Origin of the sequence: Luteibacter aegosomatis (assembly GCF_023078455.1) — a bacterium.
Lineage (GTDB): Bacteria > Pseudomonadota > Gammaproteobacteria > Xanthomonadales > Rhodanobacteraceae > Luteibacter > Luteibacter aegosomatis.
Genome location: NZ_CP095740.1, coordinates 1,408,888 through 1,428,608, shown reverse-complemented (window position 1 = coordinate 1,428,608; position 19,721 = coordinate 1,408,888). Strand labels below are relative to the sequence as shown.

Here is a 19,721-nt window from a genome sequence, read left to right as displayed (position 1 = left end):
TTGACTAGGACGTGTTCAATTAACCACCAGTTTCGGAGTCCGCTTTTTCGGGCGGATCGTTCAGCGACTTTCCCAGCTCTTCATCGGCCACCTCCAACAGCCCCAGGTCGACCTCGGCCAGCTCCGTGCTCAGCAGTTCGATGGTCAGGCTTTCGGCGGGAATATCCCCGAGTTCGAGAAGCTGTTGGCGATAGCACTCCAATGCTTGTAGGCGGATCGGTCCGCTGGGGTATGCCTTCTGGGCGTTGATCAGATCGCCAGCCATCGGCACGCGAAGGGTGAACTTCTTGTGTCGAGTGCCGGCGAACAGCACGCCGACCTTCAAATCACGCGTGATAGTCAGACCTTCCCAGTTCTTGGTGTTCGATGTGGACATAATCAGCCTTGCAATGATTGTTCTGGATAGCGATAGCCAGGTTGGCTGGCCGGGTCCCCGAGTTACTTTTTGTCTTGGCCGTCCAGCTCATACCGGCTCAGTGAATACGGGGTCTGATTACCTACGGACTTTGTGTCGTGCGCGGCACGCCGTATCGCTGAAAGTCAGTACACGTCGTTGACGACGCAGGTGCTGTTGCTCTCGGGTGTGTATATCGCACCGTCGATATTCCAGCTGGCGGTATTGGCGCGAGGTGTGATGAAGGCGGAGAGCGGGCTCTGATAGAGCAGCGTGCCATCACGGGTGCACACCAGCTGGCGTTGCGTTTCTTGGATATCGCAGCCGGCCAGCAGTACGCTGGCAAGTACGATGACGAATGCCACAGGACGGATCGATGGCCGGCGCATCATTCGGTGTAGTAGTTGAGGGCGGACAGTTGCAGCTCGCGGGTGGCTTCGTTGTCCAGGTTGTACGTGCTGCCCTTCGTGACCAGGTGCACACCCGTCCAGGTCTCGCGGAGACCACCGCCATCCTGGGGGTACGCGGTGATCTTTCCGTCGATCAGGGTGCTCCAGTTCGGCTCCCCGGTCTTCGGGATGGCCACGTTCACGGTGAGCGAGTAGTCGGCAACGCCTTTGGACGTCCCCAACGGCCGACCGCTGGAATTCATCGTCTTCACGACCTTGCGATTCGTGTTCTCGGTCGTGCTGAGGCTGACCACTTCGTACTCGGTGCCGTCGATCTCGAGGACGATCAGCCCAACATAGGTATCTGCCATGGGATTCTCCGTTAGAGGATGAGGTTGATCACGCCTGCGAAGACATGCAGGCCGTTGACCACGTCGGCAGGAATGGATGCGACGAGCCAGTTGGCATCGGTCGCGCTCTTTTCGACCACGAGACCGTCGGCATTGGCGTCGACGTTCTCCACGACTTCGAGCGCCTCGCATTTCTTCAGGACGTCGAGCAGCTCCCCACGGACGGATGCCGCGATGCGGGCCGTGTTCTTGGACCGAGGGAAGCGCAAGGCGACGCGCTCGCGGCAAGCCTGTCGCACGTAGTACAGGGTCCGCATGGTGGTGATGTCCAGCATGGACACGTCGGCCGTGCCGGCTTCGGACTTGGTGTACGTGCTGATGGCACGGACGATCTGCACCACCTCGCCCGGGCCGACTTCGAGCGGCGTCACGCCATTGAGAAGCGCCGTCTCCTGTTCGTTGCGGGAAAGTCGATTCGCAATGGCTGGCACCGGCACCCCGGTCAGTGCCAGGGTGTTCAGTGGCCGCGCCGGGTCGCTCTCGCTGGCGATCACGGCGGCGTAGGCTGCGGCCAGTTCGGCCGCCGTATAGGCGGTGCCGGGAAGCAGTGCCAGCGTGATCGGGGCGCTGTTGAGTGCGGAGGCGAGCGTGGTAGCCGCGGTCAACGTGCCCACCACGGCGGCGACGCCCAGAAGCGACTTCTGGTTGATGGAATTGGTGACCTCTTCGATGTGCGTCCGCATGGCGGTGAGAGCGATAGTGCTCTGCCAGGCGGATACGACCTGGGTGTAATCGCCCGTTGCGGTGGCATCGAGTGCCGGCGTGATGTCGGGTTCGGCGTCGCCGACCACCTTGATGCCGACCAGGGAGATTTGCAGGTAACGGTTGGCCTTGATTGCCGCAGCCACCATCGCCTGTGCGACGGTGCTTCCCGTCAGCGCAAATGCGCTTGGTGCGTCATAGACCACGGTGGCCACCAGCGGCGGCATGGTGCCGGCATCGAGCAGAGGCACCACCAGGAGAAGCGACTGCGCGTTGCTCGGCAGTGTGTTGACCGCCAGCGAGGTATTGAACTCGAAGTAGGTGCCGGGCTTGCGGGTGCTGGCCGGGATCGTGTTCAGGGCGATGTTCATTTGGCATTGCTCCCAGATTTCTTGTCGGTGGCGGCATCGGAATCAGCGACGAGCGCGGAAGCGGAGGGCTTACGGGTAGCGTCGTCCGTGACATGCACCAGCTCGCCCGTCTCCAGCCGTCGGCGGTAGTAGAGGGAATCAGGCACGTCGACCGGCTCGCTGCCGATAAACGCGCGCTGCTTTTCAAAGGGCACCTTCAGGCCCTCATTGGCGATGACTCGCAGCATTACGTGTTCTCCAGGGGGACGTGATCCGACGCGTCGATGAGATCGTCGCCCGGCTTGAGGTAGTAGTTGAGGTCGATACCCAGGAGGGGCTCGCCGGCATCCTCGGGGACGGTCCAGTCCGCCTTGATGGCGAAGCTCTGGCCCAGGACGCTCAGATAATCGCGTTCGGCCTTTCCGTTGACCAGGTTGTTGTAGGTCGTGGGCACGAGCCCGTCGGCCGAGAGGCCCGCCGCCTCGTTGCTCGGATGGAAGTCGGTAAGTAGGCGTACGCAACTATCCCAAAGCGCGTAGCTACCCAGCTGGCCTGCCGTACCCATGCGGGTTTCCGACTGGCCGCGTGCCTGCCGTACGAAAATGACCAAGCGCACCACGCCATCGAAGCTGAAACGGCGGTTGCTTCGCCTGGTGAACTTACCGCTCGGTACCAGCACAAGCACCGCCATACCGGCAGCGGCGACCTTGGCCAGCAGGTCGCCATCGGAAAGTTCGCCTGCGTATCCCGCGATATCGATGCGCGGCGCTATCTCTTTCAATGCCTGGAGGCGATCCAGTACGGCCGATTCGATGAGGTCGAGCATCACCAGCGCCTCAGGGTGTTGCGGGAGAAAACCCGAGGATTGCTGATCACGACGGGCGCGCCGCCCTTATCCCCCTCGGATACGCCATTGGCAGCGTCCTCATCCATCAGCGCCTTCAGGCGTTTGATCACATCCTGATAACGCAGGCGCACGGTGCTATCGGCGTTGCCGGCTGCGTCGTAGAGGTGGTATCGAGCCAGCTCCAGCGTGTCATCCGGTAGCCAGACCGGCGCGTCGGCTGTCGGCGCGCGGAAGCGCAGGTAGTAGGCAAGCTCGGTGGCGGCACGGCCGCTGACGGTTTCGATACGGCTCAGCGCGCTTTGCGCCGACAGCTTCGCCGCGTCGGCCCACTGCGATAGGTCATCGCCGTTCGCAGCCGCCGACATCTGGTCGGGGGTCAGCGGGTCCAGCCATTTGGGCACGGCGATGGCGGCGATCTCTTCGGCGCCAAAACGTGTCACAAGCTGTGCTGCGGTGATTTGCATGGGACTCACTGTGTAGGGGTGGTTGCCGTCTCTCCGGCTGTCACGCACGCTTTTCAGGCCTACTGAAGACTGTGTACGTTGAGTCCCCTTCTCCCCGTGACCTTTGGGGGCCAGCGCTATCCGATTCGCGCAAGGCAGAAGCCACGCCGTGAGGCGGCCGGAGCTTCAGACGGTACTTACAGCCACGGGCTGAGCAGGATCGTCAGGCGACCCGCGAGCGGGTTGGTCTCACCGCCGTTGACCAGCACGCTCTTCAGAAGCGCGGAGGCCACGAACTCCATCGTGGACGGCACGACCAGGACGCTGGGGTTGATGCCCAACTTGCGGTCGTTGTCGCCGAGTCGACCCGTCATCGCCGTAATGGCCGCTTCGAGGTTTTCGGCGTTCAGCGGCTTGTTGGACGAGTAGGCTTGCTGCCAGAAGCCGAAGCCAGCATTGCCGCGCGCGTCGACGCCGTAGACGAATTCGGCGCGGCTGAAGACGTTTTCGTCGGTCTCCGACACCATCGCCACGAAGTTCGGCTTCTTGCGGTCCTGGAAGATCAGCGGCTTGAGTGCGCGGCGCGTGTCCAGCACATACCAGGCCGGGCCGCCGTCGGCGATATCATCGACGTTGCTCTGCGCAACCGGCTTGCCCTTGCCGTTAAGCACCGGATGGTCGGTAGCAAAGAACGGTTTGCCGTCGTAGCACTTCTCGGTACGCCCCTCCGCGAGCAGATTGAAGACGAGCTCGTCGGGGAACTCGCCCGCGCTTTGTCCCATTTCGGTCATCATTGGGGCGAAGACGCCGTACTGATCATCTTCGATGGAGTTGCGAGGCACGCCTACCGTCAGCTCGAACGGCTTGTTCTTCACCGTGTAGCCGTGACTCTGCATGCCGTTGATCACGCGGTCGCCGATCCACTCGCGCATCTTGGGGAATTTCCCGAGCCAGCCGTATTCCTCGGCGCCCGTCGTGCTGGTCACGACGGTGGCGATCTGGGTGTACTGGCTCGGGGCCGTGCCCAGGCCGCCCGCAAAGGCGGCTTTGAAGGCGATGAACAGGGTTTTGAGGTTGCCTGCGTTGACAATCATGGGTGCGAGGCTCCTTAAGCCGCTTCGACGGTGATGGGATAGCGGCCGACGTCGACCCATACGCCTTCGTCGGTGATGTCGACGATGACGCCAGCGATGGCGGTGCCCGTACGAGCGACGGTGCTGTCGTCTTCGACGTACGCAACGGCACCGATGTCCACACGAGTGCATGCACTGGTCGGCGAGTTGTCGAAGGCGAAGCAGTCGCGGCGCACACTGGCCTGCAAATCGCCGTCGGCGCCCTTGGAGTTGTCCACGTCGCACTCGTTGACGCCGACGGCGTTACGGCCGGCCTTGGTGGCCGGTACGGCGAAGCCCGTTGCATTGAGTGCGACCAGGCCGCCGGTGAAGAGGATCGTGTTGGCGGCAACGTCATGGCCGACCTGGTCGCCGTTGCGACGCGGCGTAAGGCGGCCCTGGGTGAGCTGGGTCATGGGTATCAGTCCTTACTTGTCGGCTTTGGAAGCGAGGAAGGCGGCGGGATCGAGGCCGGTGGCCTGGCACACGGCCAGCTCTTCGGCGTTGAGGGCGGTTCCGTTGCCATCACCGCGCTTGTCTAGGTCCTTCTGGTCCGGCGCGATCACGGCCGCGATGTTGACGTACTCCTTGAAGCGCGCCAGGCCGGCCGAGTCGGAACAGCTGGCACGGTGGTAGTCCTGGGTCGCGGGGGTGATCTTGCCGGCCGCCAGGGCGCTGCTGATCGCGGCATCCACCGCTGCGGTGTGTTCGGCGGCGTCGCGGGCGGCCAGCGCCTGCTCGGCGTTGACGGCGCGGGTGTGCAGCGTGTCGTAGTCCGCGCGGGGCACGAAGCGTTCCAGGCTCGGGTTCTCGTTGTTGGCCGCTCGCGCGGTCTTCAGCTGGGTGATGGCGGCAAGGGCCGCCTCGTCGGTTGCGTCGGTGGTGAGGCCGAGCGCGCCCGCAATTGCTGCGGATAGGGCCACAGGTGTTTCCTCGCTATTGAGCGCCGTCAGGCGCAGGTTGGGGGTGTTGAGAATGGCTGCGCTGACCAGGCGCGCGATGCGCTTGGTGGTCGGGTCGTAGTCGAAGACCGGGCTCAGGTACTTGTATTCACGGTTGAGCACCTGCTGGCCGCCGCGCGGCGTCCAATCCACCTGACCCCAGAGCGCGCCGTCGCGGGACTCCAGGCGCTTGATCCAGGCGGCGGCCGGCGCATCGCCTCCCGTGGGAGCCTGGAGCTGGGTCGCGTGGTTCCAGTCGATGACGACATCGAGACCGCGTTCGGCGAAGGTGGCGAGCACCTGGCTGGCGGCGAGCTGGTCGAACACCCAGCTGCGGCCATCGAGGCCGGTGACGTTGGGGCCAGCCGGGATCAGCTCCACCCACTCGGGGGCGGCGCCATCGACGGCGGCCAGTTCGACATTCAGAGCGAGGTGAGATTTGTGTGCCATGGGGCCATGTTCTGCCCCGCGCGCGCAGTCTCGTTATTCAAGGGCTTGTTATGAACATGACCCCTCGCCAGGAGGGGTTTTGCCCGTGGAGCCGACAGATGGGACGCCGGGAAAGGGCAAGCCCCCCTCCCGAAGCATTTAAAACCCGTTTTAGAGCCCGACGCCACCCCCGCCCGGTATCTCTGCCGCCCCCCACCCCCCTTGGGGGGCCGCTACGGGCGTTTTAGGCGATGGCCCCGCCGCCCGAATCGCTGGCACCGAAATCTTCCAGGATGTAATCCCACAGCGCATCGAGGATGTCCCGCTCATCCTTGGCGCTCAGCCCGAGGTAGGGACGGGCTGGAACCTCGGTGTCATGCGCACCGATGGTGACGTCCTGCACGAAGTTGGCGTGCTTGGCCTTGACGAAGCGAGGCCCTACCTCGCCGGTGCGCTTGTCCTGTCGGAAGTTCACCGTGGCCTTGCGGGCGGTGTGGTGCACTTTGCCACCGAACTGGTGAATCGCGGCATAGATGAGGTCCGTGCCGACATGTACCTCGTCACCCTCCACCTGGTAGTGGATTGAGCTTTGCAGCGCGAGGCTCTCCCGCAGGATGCCAGGGCCCTTCTTCTGGGCCAGCGTGCGGGGCGACAACGGGGCCCAGGGAGCGCCCGTCGGCGAGATGGCCTGGCCGAACCGCTGCTGGGTACTCGGCACGAGTACCTCGCCGATCTCGACCAAGGCATCCTGCACGTGATCCATGCGCTTGGCGAGATGCGCCAGGCGCTCGGCGATTTCCTTGGCGTTGACCTCAATGCTGTAGCTGGCGCCGCTCATTACAGGGCGCCATCCAGCAGCAGGTACCGCTCGGTCGCCAGGTGGGCTGCATCGAGCAGAGCGAGGGTTTGTAGGCGCCCGGCCATGGCGCCGCCCTGGCCTCGACCTCGTGGCCCGGTGGCGTCCAGGGAAAACGAGGCGGCTGCAAAGCGGCCGTCGGCGAGGGCATGCGCGTACAGGAGCTGCTGCATATGCGTATCCCACAAAACGGGGACGTCCCCGTCAGCCAGCACCTGCGGCAGATCCTGGGCAAGTTGCTGCAAGGCAGACGGTGAGCCATCCGTCGTGCTGGCCAGTGCGGTGGTGAGCGCATGGTCATCTGCCGCCAGCAGGGCGCTGGCTAAGGGCTTATCGACCCGCCCAGGCAATGTGCCTCGGTCCAGCAGCTCGGCCACGCGGGGTCGAACGAAACCTACCGGCTGATGGATGGATGACACGCCGGCATCGGCGCTCTGTGCACGACTAACCGCCGCTGGCCAGTCCGCGAACATGTCGGCCTGACGGCGTTGTGCATCGGCCAGGGCAGCATCGCGAAACGGCCTGGGCATGGTCATGATCTTTTGCCCGATGCGGTCAGCCGCTGGCATGGATGCGGCCGCCTGGCCGACGTTGTAGTCAAACCCGGGATCGATGCCCGTTGTGTCGTCCACACTTGTCGGTGCCTGATCAGGGCCCGTCTTGCCCAGGGCATCCATGTCGCGCTGCGCCAGCGTCCGGGTGGTGCACTGGCAGCCATAGCCGTTAGGGCAATAGTGGGTGTTCCACCAGGGATCATCGACAAGCAGGATGGTGCCGTTCCATGCCTGGTGCTGAGGGCGCGGGTGGCGTACGGAATCGTTATGCACGTATTCCATGTATGGACGGCGATGCTTGATCGCCTGAATCTGTTGCCAGCGCCCCGCCATGTAGCTGCTGCGTACATTGGTGGTGTAGATGATCCGGGTACGCCAGTTGCGCCCGCCGTTGTACTCCCAACCGGTCCGTGCAACGACCGCATCGAAGTCCTTGCGGAAGCTTTCGATGGAACCACCATTCAGCACGGCCTTGTCCACCGCCTTGCGTAGATCATCGAGCAGATCAACGCGTGCCGCACCAGCGACCATAAAGGCTTGTGCATGATCCTCGCGTTGCACATCGCGCCAGGTGTCGGTGGGGACGTTGACCTTGCGTCGCCAGAACGCGGCCTGCTCCTTGAAAGGCAGGCTGGTGGCTGCGGGAGCACCGGCGCTGGCGGGCGAGCCAATGGCCTGCCAGCGTCCGTCGATAAGGCGAAGCCGCGGCTTCGAATCAGCCACTGGCCGCCTCCTGCATCAGGTCATAGCGACCCGCCGCCTGCGCGGCATCCAGTGCGTCCTGCATGCCTTGCGCGAAGCCATCCAGACTCAGCTCGGCAAACTGGGCGAATAAGCCATCGCGCACGTCGTCCAGTGTCGCCGCTTGATCGACAACGGCACGAATCTGATCCAACCACTGCTCCGTTATCGCGCCTTGCTGTGCGTCGAGCTGTCTAACGATCGCGTCGACCCGATCAACCGACGTGGCCGCATCAGCCGGCGTTGGCCGCACCTCGGCGTTGAGCGCGCGGTTGGCAGCGACGGGTACGGGCGCAGCGGGCTGCAACAACAGGGCGCCAGGCGCAGGATCGGCAATCCCCAATTTGTCTCGCACCACGCTCTGCTCGACCTGTAAGCCGAGCGGGACCAGGATGCCCAAGGCTTTGACCAGCGCGGCGACGTCTTCGGGTTTGGGAACGTTGACGATCAAACGCGGATAACGGCCCGGCCCGAAGTTCAGATCGATAAAGCCGCGCACGAGTTGGCGCTGAAGGGTGTTTTGCAGGGCCTTGGCGTCCGCCGTGAGCAGGTCTTCGCGCACGAGCTGATGCACCTGGGCTTGTGCCATGCTAGCCCCGTCGTCGGTCGTCATGGTCTGACCAATGACGCCCTTGCTCACCTGCTTATCCCACCACTCCGCCAGCCCCCGGAAGAAATCACCGGCGCCCGCCGTCTGCGCTGCGGTCTGGAAGTCGATGGACATGCCAGAAGGCATCACGGCCGCCGCGTCGCTGCCCAGGTTGGCAACCGCTGACATCAGCTTCGCGATGTCTTCTGCGCTCGCGCCCGGACCGTACTTGCCCACACGCATGGGCAGGCCATAGATGTCGGCAAACGACATCCAATCCTTCCACGCCCAGGCCTTGCACATGTAGGCCACCGCCGCGAGCCGTGCGAGGCCGCCACGAATGGGAAGGCCAGGCCGGATGCGCGGGTAATGCACCACGAATTTGTAGGGTGCCAGGGCAATGCCGTTGGCCATATCCTGCGGGTCGATCAGGCGAAGCTCTCGGCCCGTATCGCGGTCGAAACGGAAGTGCCTGGGATCGCGCTCTTTGTAGTCGCACGGCATCCACGTCCTGCCGCTCTTGTCCCACATGATCTCGCTGACCGCATAGCCGGCGCCCAGGGCGTTGACCAGGTCCGCGCGCAGCTCGTCGAATTCCGGGGCGGTGACCAGCTCGCGTAGTGCATCGGCCATGCGTACGTCGGCAGCATCGTCGGTCAGCGCCTCTACCGTGACATCGAGGCCGGATACAGCGAGCTTGCGCGTTCCCAGCACACTGGCGTAGTGCAGGTCTCGCTCTTCCATCTCCAGCGCAAGCGTCAGATAGTCATCCGCATCGCCTTGGTTGGCCGCTTCCAGCATCGCTGCCAGACGCCCCGGCGAGAGGCTTCCAGACGTCGACGGATACCAGGTCGAACGAATGCCCGTGAGCGAAGGGGCGGAGAGTTCCTCAGTGAGCTGGTCGTATTCGATGGGTCGGCCGTACTGGTCGAGGATAGTGGACTGCACCATGGGTTAAAAACCTTTCTCGGTACGCCATCCGCCGCCGCGCTTGATAGCGCGCGGCAGATCGGCAGTGGGTTTGACACGATGGATCGCGTACACCACGACATCCTGTCGGCTGGCGTAGTGCGCTATAGCCAAGGCGATGGCGGCATCGGCGTGGCGTGGCTGGTTGTCCTGGCCCTTGCCCTTGTAGCCGTCGGGAAGACGGCCCACGCCCTTGATGAGCTTCAGCGCACGCAGATCGTTGCGGATGTCCACATCCCTTGGAATATCGAAAGCGCCGTCTTCAAAGGCCGTCTTGAACGCAGGCATCTGCTCGCGGTACCACGTCTCGCTCAGCATCAGTCGCTCGATGTGTTCCTCGCCATACTTCTGCCAGGCGAACTCGGCCAGCGATTGGCCGTTGCCGCGTGCGTCGAGCACACCCTTGGTGAATCGGGGGAGGCGGTCCACAACGAAGAACAGAATTTGCTCTTGCTGACGAAACGGGATGCCGCGCAGTTCCAGCACGAAGGGCACGCGTCGGCGCAACTGCTGTAGGGTCTGAATCGGCGCAATGACGGTCAAGTCATGGTCGCGGCCAAAGTCCTGGCCGAAGGCATGCTCCAGTGTCGGGTCAAGAGCTTCCAGGAGTGGCAGCACCTCGCCATCCAGCCACGCTTGGCACGCGGCCCATCGGGTGTGATCATCAAGCGCGGCAAATGCCACCGGCTGTGACCAGCGCAGCACAGGGGCATCGATTGACCTTGCTTCGATCAAGGCACCGGACAGGTACGCGTTGGTGCCATTGGACGGGACGCAGTCCAATTCCTCGGCGGCACCGTCGCCGTAGAACTTGTAGACGCCAGCGACCCACTCGTCCTGGCCGGCCTGAGTCCACTCGACGCCCATCCGGGCGCAGACCCTGCGGTAAAGGCCATTGGCGATTGCCGTGGCAAAGTCGATACGGTGAATTGAGCCGGAGCGCTTGCCTGCGTGGATATCGGTGATGAGCTCGTTGAAAGCGTTCGTCTGACCGTTATGGGTACTGATGACGCGGACCTTTCCGCCCCAGATCAGCAGCGCCATGGCCGCCTTGAGTAGCTCATCGAGCTGATCATGGAACGCGGCCTCGTCGATCACCACCACGCCCTGGCGGCCACGAAGGTTGGACGGGCGAGACGTCAGTGCAACGATGCGGTGACCGCTGTCGGGAAACCGAATCGTGAAGGTTTTGATGCTTTTGTCTTCCTCGCTCTCGCCATCCCAGATTCCTTCCTCCATCTGGGCAGCGGCGTAGTTGAATGCCCGAGCGAACATGGCGCATGCCTCGATGTACTCGATGGTCATGTCCTGGTTGTAGGCAATGTAATAGACGTTTTGACCGCCTGCTGCCTTGGCGGATGCAGCGATCAGTACATCGTCAGCTGCCTCAGCCCATGTCAGGCCGGTACGGCGCGACTTCTCCGCCACCTTGAACGGAGACGTGTCGGCAATCCACTGCTGCTGGTAGGGCATCAGCACCGCACTGCTGACGCTGGGTAGGGAGCTCATTGGCCGATTCCGAGGATCATCTGACGGATTTCATTGGCCGTGTCCGCTGTGAGACCTCCCTTGCGGGCGATCTGTTCAACTTCGGCGGCCGCGCTCTCGCGCTGCGCTCGCACCTCGGCGGCGTATTTCTTCTGGCTGATCGTGGTCCGGCCAAGATCGGCAATAGCCCGAGCAAACTTGGGTAGATCCAGCTGGTCGCTGTTAGCCGAGACCAGGACCGTGAATAGGCGGTCCTGCACCAGTCGCATCAACGCATCGTTGACGGCGCCTTCGTCATCCGGCGAACTGGCGACCACAGCGCGCGCCTGCTCGGTACTCAGCTTGACCGCCGCCAAGCGGTCCTCGAATTCCTGACCGTAGTTGTGCAACGCGCTTTTGCTGATGGTATAGCCACGCTTGGCCAGCTCGGCCGAAAGGGTTTCATAGCCGCTGAAGTTCCCTTCGACCAGACGATCGTCCAGCCATTCCTTTACGGCGGCTGGCAGTTTGGCGACCTTGCTACGCGGTGCCATCAGAATCTCGGCGGGCGGGCGATGCCCGGCAAGCAGTCCACGGTGTACTCCACCAGGTCGACGCCGTAATGCGTCAGCTCGGCGGACCAGTGCGCGGTATTGATGTCGAGAATCCGAAGCAGCTTGCGATCATCCAGATAGTCGAGCTCCCTACGCAGTTCCTGCATCGTCAACGACAGCTTTGCGTCATTGAGAGCAAGCAGCACCGTGTGCTCGCTCACCGGCAACGGCCGGCCGGCGTCGAGGATGCGGAGAATGCGCCACCGGGCGGACTCTCGCTGAATCTTGCCAAGGTCGATATCGCTCACGATTTATTTCCCCCGTTGAATTTCATGCTGAGGACCAGCTCCATCAGTCGGTCAAGCTTGGCGTCCTGTGTGGTCGCGAAGCGAATCCAGTCTTCGCGTGTTACGTATTGCTTTGGTAACTCGTCCCGCAGTTGCTCGACGCGCTGCACAACGGCGGTGACCCGTCCGGTCGTGTCTTCCAGGTTGCTTTCGAGCGTCTCGAACTGGTCGCGCAGGGCGCTCTTTTCGGCCGCCCGCAGTTTTTCCATGCCGTCGAAGCGCTCCTGCATACGACGCTCGAACTGGCCGAGAAGCAACTTGCCGAACGTAAACACGACGCCAGCGAAGGCGCTGACGAGAATCAACACTTCGCGGGTACTCAACTGAATCACACTGCCCATGCGTTTCTCCTGACGTAATGGGCGGCGTGCTGCTCGGCCATGGTTTCGCAATCGCGGCAGGCGGTTGCATGTGGAACGGCCGCGAGGCGCTTCTCGGCGATGGGTTCCCCGCAATGCACGCAGATGCGCCTACCATCCGCAGCGTGCTTGGCGGGAGCTCGTGCTACCCGTCCACGTAGGAGCTGAAGGTTGATCAGTGCCTCCCGGTCGGCGGATTCCTGTGCCGAGGCGATTTCGAGCTCATCCATGCGCACCATCCTTCAAGCCGTTGTTAGTTTCTTGGCTCACGGCTTCACCGCCTTCTGCACGGCGTTACCAATTCGAGCTGTCGTTGCACGGTCGGCATTGCACCGCATGAGGGTTCCACGCCAGTCCTCGATCCAGCTGAGCGCATCGATGAGACACCAGCCCGGGTCACCAGTGGCGGTGCGGCAATGCTGGGGCGGCGGTACGGGCTCCGCGATGGCATCCGTCAGCTCGGTCGGCATCGGCGCATACGTCACGGTTGCGACGGACAAGACCGTCGGCTTACTCGGTGTCGGTCGGGCCTGCCGGTGAGCCGAACAGCCGGCGAGCGACAGCAGGGCAAAGCACGCCAGCCAGAGCAGCACAGTCGGGGTTTTCATTCGCGGTTTTCTCCAGGGCTTGCTTGCGCGTATCGCGCTCGGCGTTGAGCTGCTTTTGAACGGCGGTACGTTGAGCTATGGCTTCCGAGGCCGTTCGTTTCGCTGCCGCCAAATCATTTTTTTGCTTGTCCAGAAGCTGTTTCACCTCGGCTAAGGCTGCTTCGTCCATCTGCGCCTGGCTCTGCCACAGCGCGCTGTCGATGGCGGTATCGATGTATTTCGCCTGGACGTCGCCGTTGGCCGACCTGCCGCCACTGAACCAGCCACTGATGAATACGAGCGCGAGTACCAGCAAGTAGCCGATCAGGCGCTTGGCCGTCGTCATTAAAGGAACTCCAGTCAGTTCGTTCGCGATGGTCACGGGCACACCGCCTGACCGGCCCAGCCAGCAGCAGCGTAAGGAGCCTGTAGAGTCAACAGGATGCGTGATGGATAGGCGCGGTTCTCGGTCAACGCCCACGAGGCGCGCTGGCTTTGGCGCTCCACATGACCCCACCAGCGCGAGGGGTCACATGCGGACACACGCGAGCAAAGGGCGCGGTCGCGACTCAGCCAGCCGGCGCCGCCGTTGTACGCCGAGAGCGTCATGGCCCAGTGGTCACACTCGCTTCGCGCACCTAAAACGCCGTTATAGAGGCGGTAGTCGTACCGAACCAGCGCCCGAATGGCCCAGCGGGGATCGTACGGATCAGCCGGTCCCAGCTCCGGATACCAACGCGCCATGTCAGAGGCCGTGTCCGCAGTGAACTGGGCAAGGCCGCCTGCATAGGGGCTGCGAGCATTCGGGCGCCAGGCGCTCTCCTGTTCGATCTGCGCACCGAAGGCGGAAACCGGTGCGGTGATGCCCCACACCGCGTGCGCTTCACGCTGCACCGTGCGTTGCCACGACTTGGCCGCAGGCGAGGGAACGCTGGCCGCGTGCGCAGCGTTCAACGACGCCATGCCCACGATGATGGCGACAAGCCACATCAACATTGCGCGGATCACGCTTCCTTGAGAAACCAGGCGCCCTTGCCATCGGGCAAGGAGAAGCGCGATGACTAGGAGGACATATGCGTGCATCACAGGCCCAGCCCCACGGCGAGCATCGCGCCGGCCATGACCAGCGCCCGGCCGAGGGTCAACGCAGCTGAAATAATGGGGACCTCACGCAGCCGTTCGGGTACGGCGTGAATCAGAGTGATCTTCGCCAGGTGATACCCGACGATGGCAGCGAGCATCTGCTGCCCGAACTTCAGGGTCAGCACGCCAGCGGCCTGGGGCGAGATGACCGTGACGATGGCCAGCAGCACCAGTGCCGCTACCCACCAACGCCAGACGCGGGTAACCCCGGTCAAACCAAACGACTTGAGGCGAGCTGCTACCCAGGCGGTAACGGCATCGCGGATATGCGACATAAGCGACATGACGGCTCCCCGTAGGTCACATGACCCCGTGTGCCGTCAGATTCGTTCATCGCGCGTGCGAGCTGATATTCAAGCCCTTGTAAGCAAAAGCCCCGCATAGGGCGGGGCTTTGGAGGTACTTCCTGAGGTTGTATGCGCTATTGAAAGCGCTTCACACCTGTCGATCCATTAGGTTCGATATCGCAGATTCGCATGCATGCGCTCTTGGCCACAGCAATTCCATCAGCACCTACTTCGAAGTGGCAATGTTGACCAGCCGCGTGCCAGTCTGAAGGAACGCTGTTCAATGCTCGGTTCGGGAGGATCACGGTCACCGTGGTTGCGGTCGCCCACCCAACGGCTCGCTGCGTATCCATGTTTGGTTCGCCAACTTGATGGGAAACGCTATCGATCTCCCCAGCACCGGCTAGCTTGCCCAGTGAAGGGCACAAGGCCTGAAGCGCATACTCTGCCTCTTTTGCCGTTTGATCAGTATCCAGCGACGCGATGGAGGTGATTTCACCCGTTCCTGCCCTCGATGCGTCGTCGGCGACGATGTCGCACCCGCCGGCCACCACAGCCATCATGAACACGCCTATCAGTTTAACGACCTTCATTGGTTAGCCTCCATCTCCAAATCCAAAGAGGTCCGGGCCACTGCGGCGACGGATCTCCCTCTGGGCGGCAAGGATCGTATAAATTCGCTGCGGTGTCAGCTTGTACCTGTTGACCAGTTGCTCAATCGGGCATCCCCGGTCGAAGTGATCCGTGGCGATCTCGATGTCGCGCAGCGCTCGCTTGATGACCTCTCCCTTGGGCCAGTACACGATGTGGCCTCCCAGTTCGTCGATCGCGCTCATGACGACCTCGGGCGACAGGGAGGCCGCACGCTCCGGACCGAGGTGCTTATTGAGGACCCATTTGACCGCCTTCAGGAGCTTGCCCACGTTGCCTTCCCAGTGGTGGGATTTGAGCTGTTTAAGGCTATCAATGACCTTGTCGGCGTCGAGCGAGACGTCATCGCCGAACATGTCGGCGGTATCAATGCTGCTCTTATCGTCTTTCATGATGCCCTCGCATATTTTGCCCGTGCAGCGGCCTGTCGCTCGTCTCGTTCTTGTTCGGTAATGGCCCCGTATTCAAACTGCTGTTGAAGCCACGTCAGATCCCGTTTAAGAGGCTCCTCGGGCGGCTGCGGCGGACTCACGCCTGTTCCGGTGACTGCTCGCTTGTGGCCAACGTCGTCACCCTGTTCGCCGATGCGTTCGGCGTGGGCAGTCGGCATGCCAGCCAGCGCGTACACAAGCGTCCGCAAGTGACCATGGTCGCCTAAGGGCAGATCGAGGTCGGCGCGACTGTTTAGCATCTGCTCCATGCCTGCGGCCCACATAGCCGGAGTCGCTGCGCGTCGCGCGCCGCCATGCCCTCCAGCACTCACCTGGGCGGCATTCACCATTTCATCCAGCTCAGCCAGGACGGCAATGGCCCTGGGCAGTCGCAGCGTGCCCCCGTTAGGCTTGAACAGCCGCAGATACGCGAACGCTGTACGGGCCACTAGCGGTTCCATCCCAGCGGCCACGAGTGCCAGGCGCTTCGCGTCCCCATCAACTAGGCCTGCCTCGATGGGGAAAGCCGAGTTGCACGCAGGACACGTCACATTGATGCCCATATCAGTGCCGCGTGCCCTGCTCGGCGGCTTCGATCTGTGCGTGGCCGATATCGATGACGTTCCGCATGTCGTCCCAAAGCCTTTTGGCGGCCTCCTTGCTGAGGCGGGCGGTCACCATGCCCAGGGCGCCACTGATGACGAGGGCGCTGATTAGCAGCAACTCCTGGTCCGAATGAGAGAGATCGCTGATCTCACGGTTCACGGAACTAGCCAAGCGATTTCCCTGCTGCGCAGCCTTGTCCAGCACATATTGATCAACCATGGGAGATATCCTGTTGCGCCAGGTACGCAAGTACCAGCCGAAGGGATTCGCGGTGGCGCCGCCAGTTCGGTCGCAATGGGCGCAGCATCTCCACCACGCGTTCGGGCGCCCAACCAAGCCGTTTCAGCTCCTGGTCGACGGCGTGACCCAGCACCCGCTTTTCTTGCTCCACGGAAAGAGCGGCAATGATCGCGCGCAGCTGCTCTTCCTGGCGGACCCAGGCGACCTTGGCTACCCCTGTTTGCTGCTTCGCAATGGCATCGGCGTACGACCATGGCAGTGCCATGTCGGCCAGCAAGGCCTCGATCTTCGTGACCATCTCAGGCATACCAGAGAAGTTGTGTGGCTTGCCTGGGTAATGACCGGGCTTACGCTTGCTCGCAGGCTTGGTGGCACCCAGGCGGCGCATTTCTTCGATCAAGGCAGTTCGTTGCTTGCCGTTGAGATCGGCTGCACTTCGCACAGCGCGGCCATGTTCGGCGGAGACACGGGCTACCAGGTCACGATAAGTGTCTTCGTCCATCTTGAGCTGCTGGCGTGCTACGTGAATCGTGGCTAGCTGACCGCGACGCATAGCGCTCCCTTGTTCGATAGGCATCGTTGTCACTTCGGTGCCTCCAGTAGCACCACCTTTTGCCCCTTGGGCTGGGCGTCAGGTAAGCGCACCTGGTCGTCACGAACCGTCGTGAAGTGCACGGCGACTTGCTTTCCGGCGGTGTACTTTCGCTCGTACGATCCGTCGTAGCTTTCGTCACAGTCAACAGCTTGCGTAAATATTTGCACCAGCTTCATCCCCGACGCCACCGGCATAAGGAAGGTTTGAAAACCAATCGTCACCGCACACAGTGGGCCACCTTTCGTCTTCATGCGCGCACCACGGGCATTGCATCCGGCTCTGGCGCGGTCTCGATTACCGGCGTCCATGCGTAGACCCGGCCAGGTACGCGCACCTCATCGGTTCCGGAAAGTGTCCATGTCGCTGGTTCACCGAGGTTGTCGCGCCGGTACGCCATGAATACCTGGCGTTCGCCATCGCTGTCGATGCTGCACACCATGACGTCGATGAGCGGTCGAGGCGACATAGCGCCAATCGGCTCCCAAGGCCCCATCAGGTCCGGGAGCCACTCGCGGTCACCATCGGCGTGCACGATGCTCCACTTAGCACCCTTGCCGAGGATTCCTGCGAACACGTGTGCGGCCCGTAGTACCTCATCGCGGCGGTTGACCTCGAACTGCACGATAGTTTGCCATGCACCGCTGGTGTTGAGCTGAAGCATTAGCTGTGTTTCTTTATTCATCACTTTAACTCCCGGATTGGCGTCGAATCCGTATGCACGGACGTGCCCACGGCTAGATTCCTGCGAGATCGAGGCTAATGGGTTGATACTTGCCGTTGACGTCGCGTTCGTAGATGCGGATATAGCTCTTCGACCCGACCACCTGCACGGCGTCGCTGATCGCATCCATGGCCTGTAGCCAGCGCGCATCCTTAATGTCGTAGCGGCGCAGCGCCAGGATGCTTCCGGTTCGAATCTTGCCGGTGGCGTCGACGCGAAAGGCGTCTTGCACAATGACCACGATTTCCGCGCGTGCACCATTCGTCCAGTCGGCCACGCAAATATCGATCAGCTCCTTCGCCGCCTGGAGACGCTCGTCGAAAGCGATGGTCTCCTGCATCGCCCGGATGACCTTGTAGCGGCCGTCAAAGCTGAGCAGCGTCACGTTACCCTTCTCACCGCCTAGAGCGACTCGGTACTGCTCGGCGCTAAGCGAAACGAATGCCGCTATGTCGGCATAGGCCTGGGTCTTGAACGCCCGGAGGCGCTCCCGTTCTTCCAGAGCCCTGGCAACAATTTCACTCACTAGCGCGTCGCGGGCCTGGTCGATGGGCTTGATCTTGTCTTCAGGGATTAGATGGCCTTGAGCGTTTGTGCGATAGCCCGCAGGGGTGTTAGCCGAGGTGGATGACATGGTCTTGTACTTCCTTCAATGCTCTATGGATGGTGAGGATGGCAAGCGCTGCGAGTTCGTGTGCCTTGATCGACGGCCCATCAGGCGACGTAGCCGGAAGGTAGTCGCACACGAAGCTCACGTTGTCCCCATCACTGCTGACGGTGATGATGGCTTGGCCTTTGCTCATGGCCGTGAACCGACGGAAGCGCATCCCTCTGGCTCTACCGGAGTGGCCTCGGCTTCTACGCCATCGGATGCCTCACCCGCTCTGGCGGCAGAGGATTCTTCGCGGCCCGCTACCCTACGCACAGGGCGGTATGCCAGCTTTCCTTCTATTACTTCGGCGAAGAATTCGCCCGCGCGCTTGCGGTCACAGCAGACCGCATGGACGGCATCGATGCTGAACCCCGGTGGAAGTTCGTCCATGATCTGGACGGTTGTCATGGGCTCCCCGGAGGCTTGGAGAAGCTGTCGAATATGATCAACGAGCGGCGTCGCCATGATCGATCCTTGTGGATAACCCGAACCGAAATTGGTGCGGAAGATGTGATTAGTGGTCTCGCGGTGGCGCTCAATGAGCCACGGCGGCAGGTCGTGATCGTCAGGTGCCGGCATAGCTGGCGTGGTCGGCTTGTGTGGCCCAGGCAACGACCGCTGCCGTGGCACGGGTGGGCTCGATGCCCTGGAAGATTCGGCGCCGAAGACGTGCTTCCGCCTGTGCCAACACCGTGCTATCGCACTTGCCGCGCAGTTGACGGCGCAGGTTCTCGACTGCGGAATCGGCAACAGGCGGCGTAGCACGAAGGGAGCGGAAAAAATTGAAAATTTTCATGGAGAGTCCTCGATGATGGCGGCTCAGCCGCCACGGCGGTGGGAACAATCGGGGCATGCGCTGGCCAGCTGCACACGCATAGGGTTAGTGGCGGCGAAACCACGGCGCTGGTATTCCAGACAGCGATTACGCGGCAACTCGCCGATGACCGGGCATTCGACCATCAGGCCCATGAGCGCACCTTCGACGGCCTTTTGCACGGCATTCAAGTCGCCACCGTAGTTCCCCTTGAGCACCTGGTTAACTACGGTGGGTGAGTAACTGATCTGACGAGCGATGGCCACTTGGGTGCTAGCCTTGCAGGCCTCGCGGAGTACGGTTATCCAGTCACTCATAGCTTGCTTTCCTGTTTTCTCGAACTGCGTATTCGGTATCGGTGTTCGGGTCCCACACGACTGTGTTGTACTTGACGATGGCTGGTGGTTTCGGGCCTGTATCACGCACTAAGGTGTGCTTTCCGGGTTCGTTTCCTCCCTTACTGGTGCACGTTGTTCTTACGTACCCTGCGAGCCGAAGAAAATGTATGTAGCTCCGAGCGACTTTGATGCTCTTTAGCTCG

The 19,721-nt window shown here is 62.3% G+C and carries 33 protein-coding genes; all 33 read right to left on the bottom strand.

The window, feature by feature from the left end; all coding sequences use genetic code 11:
• Positions 1-19: 19 nt before the first annotated feature.
• Positions 20-376 carry a hypothetical protein gene (locus L2Y94_RS06650; protein ID WP_247373898.1) on the bottom strand — a complete coding sequence of 119 codons (357 nt, stop codon included), beginning with the start codon at positions 374-376 and terminating at the stop codon, positions 20-22.
• Positions 377-540: 164 nt separating this feature from the next.
• On the bottom strand, positions 541-759 hold the full coding sequence (locus tag L2Y94_RS06645; RefSeq protein ID WP_247373897.1) for a hypothetical protein: 219 nt from the start codon (positions 757-759) through the stop codon (positions 541-543).
• A gap of 23 nt (positions 760-782) precedes the next feature.
• Positions 783-1,154: a hypothetical protein gene (locus L2Y94_RS06640; protein WP_247373896.1), complete on the bottom strand. Its 372-nt coding sequence runs from the start codon at positions 1,152-1,154 to the stop codon at positions 783-785.
• An 11-nt stretch (positions 1,155-1,165) separates the two neighbouring features.
• Positions 1,166-2,266 carry a phage tail sheath subtilisin-like domain-containing protein gene (locus L2Y94_RS06635; protein ID WP_247373894.1) on the bottom strand — a complete coding sequence of 367 codons (1,101 nt, stop codon included), beginning with the start codon at positions 2,264-2,266 and terminating at the stop codon, positions 1,166-1,168.
• A complete protein-coding gene (locus L2Y94_RS06630) occupies positions 2,263-2,493 on the bottom strand; it encodes a DUF2635 domain-containing protein (RefSeq protein ID WP_247373892.1) in 231 nt (76 codons plus the stop codon). The genes L2Y94_RS06635 and L2Y94_RS06630 overlap by 4 nt, the downstream gene beginning before the upstream one ends.
• Entirely contained in the window at positions 2,493-3,071 is a 579-nt protein-coding gene (locus L2Y94_RS06625) for a phage protein Gp37 (protein ID WP_247373891.1), read from the bottom strand. Before L2Y94_RS06625 ends, L2Y94_RS06630 begins: the two co-directional genes overlap by 1 nt.
• A complete protein-coding gene (locus tag L2Y94_RS06620) occupies positions 3,071-3,556 on the bottom strand; it encodes a phage protein Gp36 family protein (protein WP_247373890.1) in 486 nt (161 codons plus the stop codon). The genes L2Y94_RS06625 and L2Y94_RS06620 overlap by 1 nt, the downstream gene beginning before the upstream one ends.
• Before the next feature lie 176 nt (positions 3,557-3,732).
• Positions 3,733-4,629 (bottom strand): Mu-like prophage major head subunit gpT family protein, encoded by an 897-nt coding sequence (locus L2Y94_RS06615; protein WP_247373889.1) that lies wholly within the window; start codon positions 4,627-4,629, stop codon positions 3,733-3,735.
• Positions 4,630-4,643: 14 nt separating this feature from the next.
• Complete coding sequence (locus L2Y94_RS06610) at positions 4,644-5,063, bottom strand: hypothetical protein (RefSeq protein WP_247373888.1); 420 nt, start codon at positions 5,061-5,063, stop codon at positions 4,644-4,646.
• Between the two features lie 12 nt (positions 5,064-5,075).
• Positions 5,076-6,038, bottom strand: a complete 963-nt coding sequence (locus L2Y94_RS06605; protein WP_247373887.1) for a phage protease — start codon at positions 6,036-6,038, stop codon at positions 5,076-5,078.
• 223 nt (positions 6,039-6,261) lie between these two features.
• On the bottom strand, positions 6,262-6,855 hold the full coding sequence (locus tag L2Y94_RS06600) for a phage virion morphogenesis protein (RefSeq protein WP_247373886.1): 594 nt from the start codon (positions 6,853-6,855) through the stop codon (positions 6,262-6,264).
• Entirely contained in the window at positions 6,855-8,150 is a 1,296-nt protein-coding gene (locus L2Y94_RS06595; RefSeq protein WP_247373885.1) for a phage head morphogenesis protein, read from the bottom strand. Before L2Y94_RS06595 ends, L2Y94_RS06600 begins: the two co-directional genes overlap by 1 nt.
• Positions 8,143-9,708: a DUF935 domain-containing protein gene (locus L2Y94_RS06590; RefSeq protein ID WP_247373884.1), complete on the bottom strand. Its 1,566-nt coding sequence runs from the start codon at positions 9,706-9,708 to the stop codon at positions 8,143-8,145. Before L2Y94_RS06590 ends, L2Y94_RS06595 begins: the two co-directional genes overlap by 8 nt.
• 3 nt (positions 9,709-9,711) lie before the next feature.
• Entirely contained in the window at positions 9,712-11,235 is a 1,524-nt protein-coding gene (locus L2Y94_RS06585; RefSeq protein ID WP_247373883.1) for a hypothetical protein, read from the bottom strand.
• Complete coding sequence (locus L2Y94_RS06580; RefSeq protein WP_247373882.1) at positions 11,232-11,747, bottom strand: DUF3486 family protein; 516 nt, start codon at positions 11,745-11,747, stop codon at positions 11,232-11,234. Before L2Y94_RS06580 ends, L2Y94_RS06585 begins: the two co-directional genes overlap by 4 nt.
• Positions 11,747-12,055 (bottom strand): hypothetical protein, encoded by a 309-nt coding sequence (locus L2Y94_RS06575; protein ID WP_247373881.1) that lies wholly within the window; start codon positions 12,053-12,055, stop codon positions 11,747-11,749. Before L2Y94_RS06575 ends, L2Y94_RS06580 begins: the two co-directional genes overlap by 1 nt.
• The gene (locus L2Y94_RS06570; protein ID WP_247373879.1) at positions 12,052-12,435 is read right to left on the bottom strand and encodes a hypothetical protein; all 384 of its coding nucleotides are present in this window, start codon (positions 12,433-12,435) and stop codon (positions 12,052-12,054) included. The genes L2Y94_RS06575 and L2Y94_RS06570 overlap by 4 nt, the downstream gene beginning before the upstream one ends.
• Positions 12,423-12,683 carry a TraR/DksA C4-type zinc finger protein gene (locus L2Y94_RS06565; RefSeq protein WP_247373877.1) on the bottom strand — a complete coding sequence of 87 codons (261 nt, stop codon included), beginning with the start codon at positions 12,681-12,683 and terminating at the stop codon, positions 12,423-12,425. The genes L2Y94_RS06570 and L2Y94_RS06565 overlap by 13 nt, the downstream gene beginning before the upstream one ends.
• A 36-nt stretch (positions 12,684-12,719) precedes the next feature.
• Positions 12,720-12,923 carry a hypothetical protein gene (locus L2Y94_RS06560; RefSeq protein WP_247373875.1) on the bottom strand — a complete coding sequence of 68 codons (204 nt, stop codon included), beginning with the start codon at positions 12,921-12,923 and terminating at the stop codon, positions 12,720-12,722.
• Positions 12,924-12,963: 40 nt separating this feature from the next.
• The gene (locus L2Y94_RS06555; RefSeq protein WP_247373873.1) at positions 12,964-13,422 is read right to left on the bottom strand and encodes a hypothetical protein; all 459 of its coding nucleotides are present in this window, start codon (positions 13,420-13,422) and stop codon (positions 12,964-12,966) included.
• Complete coding sequence (locus L2Y94_RS06550) at positions 13,419-14,048, bottom strand: transglycosylase SLT domain-containing protein (RefSeq protein WP_247373871.1); 630 nt, start codon at positions 14,046-14,048, stop codon at positions 13,419-13,421. Before L2Y94_RS06550 ends, L2Y94_RS06555 begins: the two co-directional genes overlap by 4 nt.
• A gap of 74 nt (positions 14,049-14,122) precedes the next feature.
• On the bottom strand, positions 14,123-14,467 hold the full coding sequence (locus L2Y94_RS06545) for a putative holin (protein ID WP_247373870.1): 345 nt from the start codon (positions 14,465-14,467) through the stop codon (positions 14,123-14,125).
• A gap of 137 nt (positions 14,468-14,604) precedes the next feature.
• A complete protein-coding gene (locus L2Y94_RS06540) occupies positions 14,605-15,063 on the bottom strand; it encodes a hypothetical protein (RefSeq protein WP_247373869.1) in 459 nt (152 codons plus the stop codon).
• Positions 15,064-15,066: 3 nt separating this feature from the next.
• Entirely contained in the window at positions 15,067-15,513 is a 447-nt protein-coding gene (locus tag L2Y94_RS06535; RefSeq protein WP_247373868.1) for a Mor transcription activator family protein, read from the bottom strand.
• The gene (locus L2Y94_RS06530; protein WP_247373867.1) at positions 15,510-16,001 is read right to left on the bottom strand and encodes a hypothetical protein; all 492 of its coding nucleotides are present in this window, start codon (positions 15,999-16,001) and stop codon (positions 15,510-15,512) included. Before L2Y94_RS06530 ends, L2Y94_RS06535 begins: the two co-directional genes overlap by 4 nt.
• A 115-nt stretch (positions 16,002-16,116) precedes the next feature.
• Positions 16,117-16,377: a hypothetical protein gene (locus L2Y94_RS06525; protein WP_247373866.1), complete on the bottom strand. Its 261-nt coding sequence runs from the start codon at positions 16,375-16,377 to the stop codon at positions 16,117-16,119.
• Positions 16,370-16,900, bottom strand: a complete 531-nt coding sequence (locus tag L2Y94_RS06520) for a regulatory protein GemA (RefSeq protein ID WP_247373865.1) — start codon at positions 16,898-16,900, stop codon at positions 16,370-16,372. Before L2Y94_RS06520 ends, L2Y94_RS06525 begins: the two co-directional genes overlap by 8 nt.
• A gap of 80 nt (positions 16,901-16,980) precedes the next feature.
• On the bottom strand, positions 16,981-17,244 hold the full coding sequence (locus L2Y94_RS06515) for a hypothetical protein (RefSeq protein ID WP_247373864.1): 264 nt from the start codon (positions 17,242-17,244) through the stop codon (positions 16,981-16,983).
• A complete protein-coding gene (locus tag L2Y94_RS06510; protein WP_247373863.1) occupies positions 17,241-17,675 on the bottom strand; it encodes a hypothetical protein in 435 nt (144 codons plus the stop codon). Before L2Y94_RS06510 ends, L2Y94_RS06515 begins: the two co-directional genes overlap by 4 nt.
• 52 nt (positions 17,676-17,727) lie before the next feature.
• The gene (locus tag L2Y94_RS06505) at positions 17,728-18,348 is read right to left on the bottom strand and encodes a DUF3164 family protein (protein WP_247373862.1); all 621 of its coding nucleotides are present in this window, start codon (positions 18,346-18,348) and stop codon (positions 17,728-17,730) included.
• Positions 18,329-18,517: a hypothetical protein gene (locus tag L2Y94_RS06500; RefSeq protein ID WP_247373861.1), complete on the bottom strand. Its 189-nt coding sequence runs from the start codon at positions 18,515-18,517 to the stop codon at positions 18,329-18,331. Before L2Y94_RS06500 ends, L2Y94_RS06505 begins: the two co-directional genes overlap by 20 nt.
• Positions 18,518-18,931: 414 nt before the next feature.
• Positions 18,932-19,162 carry a hypothetical protein gene (locus L2Y94_RS06495; protein ID WP_247373859.1) on the bottom strand — a complete coding sequence of 77 codons (231 nt, stop codon included), beginning with the start codon at positions 19,160-19,162 and terminating at the stop codon, positions 18,932-18,934.
• A 23-nt stretch (positions 19,163-19,185) separates the two neighbouring features.
• Positions 19,186-19,497, bottom strand: a complete 312-nt coding sequence (locus L2Y94_RS06490) for a hypothetical protein (protein ID WP_247373858.1) — start codon at positions 19,495-19,497, stop codon at positions 19,186-19,188.
• Positions 19,498-19,721 lie beyond the last annotated feature (224 nt).

Bases quoted from the DNA above. Each gene is read 5' to 3' on its own strand.
- L2Y94_RS06650 (WP_247373898.1), bottom strand. From the start codon at position 376: ATGTCCACATCGAACACCAAGAACTGGGAAGGTCTGACTATCACGCGT.
- L2Y94_RS06640 (WP_247373896.1), bottom strand. From the start codon at position 1,154: ATGGCAGATACCTATGTTGGGCTGATCGTCCTCGAGATCGACGGCACC.
- L2Y94_RS06635 (WP_247373894.1), bottom strand. From the start codon at position 2,266: ATGAACATCGCCCTGAACACGATCCCGGCCAGCACCCGCAAGCCCGGC.
- L2Y94_RS06630 (WP_247373892.1), bottom strand. From the start codon at position 2,493: ATGCTGCGAGTCATCGCCAATGAGGGCCTGAAGGTGCCCTTTGAAAAG.
- L2Y94_RS06625 (WP_247373891.1), bottom strand. From the start codon at position 3,071: ATGCTCGACCTCATCGAATCGGCCGTACTGGATCGCCTCCAGGCATTG.
- L2Y94_RS06620 (WP_247373890.1), bottom strand. From the start codon at position 3,556: ATGCAAATCACCGCAGCACAGCTTGTGACACGTTTTGGCGCCGAAGAG.
- L2Y94_RS06615 (WP_247373889.1), bottom strand. From the start codon at position 4,629: ATGATTGTCAACGCAGGCAACCTCAAAACCCTGTTCATCGCCTTCAAA.
- L2Y94_RS06610 (WP_247373888.1), bottom strand. From the start codon at position 5,063: ATGACCCAGCTCACCCAGGGCCGCCTTACGCCGCGTCGCAACGGCGAC.
- L2Y94_RS06605 (WP_247373887.1), bottom strand. From the start codon at position 6,038: ATGGCACACAAATCTCACCTCGCTCTGAATGTCGAACTGGCCGCCGTC.
- L2Y94_RS06600 (WP_247373886.1), bottom strand. From the start codon at position 6,855: ATGAGCGGCGCCAGCTACAGCATTGAGGTCAACGCCAAGGAAATCGCC.
- L2Y94_RS06590 (WP_247373884.1), bottom strand. From the start codon at position 9,708: ATGGTGCAGTCCACTATCCTCGACCAGTACGGCCGACCCATCGAATAC.
- L2Y94_RS06585 (WP_247373883.1), bottom strand. From the start codon at position 11,235: ATGAGCTCCCTACCCAGCGTCAGCAGTGCGGTGCTGATGCCCTACCAG.
- L2Y94_RS06580 (WP_247373882.1), bottom strand. From the start codon at position 11,747: ATGGCACCGCGTAGCAAGGTCGCCAAACTGCCAGCCGCCGTAAAGGAA.
- L2Y94_RS06570 (WP_247373879.1), bottom strand. From the start codon at position 12,435: ATGGGCAGTGTGATTCAGTTGAGTACCCGCGAAGTGTTGATTCTCGTC.
- L2Y94_RS06565 (WP_247373877.1), bottom strand. From the start codon at position 12,683: ATGGATGAGCTCGAAATCGCCTCGGCACAGGAATCCGCCGACCGGGAG.
- L2Y94_RS06560 (WP_247373875.1), bottom strand. From the start codon at position 12,923: ATGCCGACCGAGCTGACGGATGCCATCGCGGAGCCCGTACCGCCGCCC.
- L2Y94_RS06545 (WP_247373870.1), bottom strand. From the start codon at position 14,467: ATGTCGCTTATGTCGCATATCCGCGATGCCGTTACCGCCTGGGTAGCA.
- L2Y94_RS06540 (WP_247373869.1), bottom strand. From the start codon at position 15,063: ATGAAGGTCGTTAAACTGATAGGCGTGTTCATGATGGCTGTGGTGGCC.
- L2Y94_RS06535 (WP_247373868.1), bottom strand. From the start codon at position 15,513: ATGAAAGACGATAAGAGCAGCATTGATACCGCCGACATGTTCGGCGAT.
- L2Y94_RS06525 (WP_247373866.1), bottom strand. From the start codon at position 16,377: ATGGTTGATCAATATGTGCTGGACAAGGCTGCGCAGCAGGGAAATCGC.
- L2Y94_RS06520 (WP_247373865.1), bottom strand. From the start codon at position 16,900: ATGGACGAAGACACTTATCGTGACCTGGTAGCCCGTGTCTCCGCCGAA.
- L2Y94_RS06515 (WP_247373864.1), bottom strand. From the start codon at position 17,244: ATGAAGACGAAAGGTGGCCCACTGTGTGCGGTGACGATTGGTTTTCAA.
- L2Y94_RS06510 (WP_247373863.1), bottom strand. From the start codon at position 17,675: ATGAATAAAGAAACACAGCTAATGCTTCAGCTCAACACCAGCGGTGCA.
- L2Y94_RS06505 (WP_247373862.1), bottom strand. From the start codon at position 18,348: ATGTCATCCACCTCGGCTAACACCCCTGCGGGCTATCGCACAAACGCT.
- L2Y94_RS06500 (WP_247373861.1), bottom strand. From the start codon at position 18,517: ATGAGCAAAGGCCAAGCCATCATCACCGTCAGCAGTGATGGGGACAAC.
- L2Y94_RS06495 (WP_247373859.1), bottom strand. From the start codon at position 19,162: ATGAAAATTTTCAATTTTTTCCGCTCCCTTCGTGCTACGCCGCCTGTT.
- L2Y94_RS06490 (WP_247373858.1), bottom strand. From the start codon at position 19,497: ATGAGTGACTGGATAACCGTACTCCGCGAGGCCTGCAAGGCTAGCACC.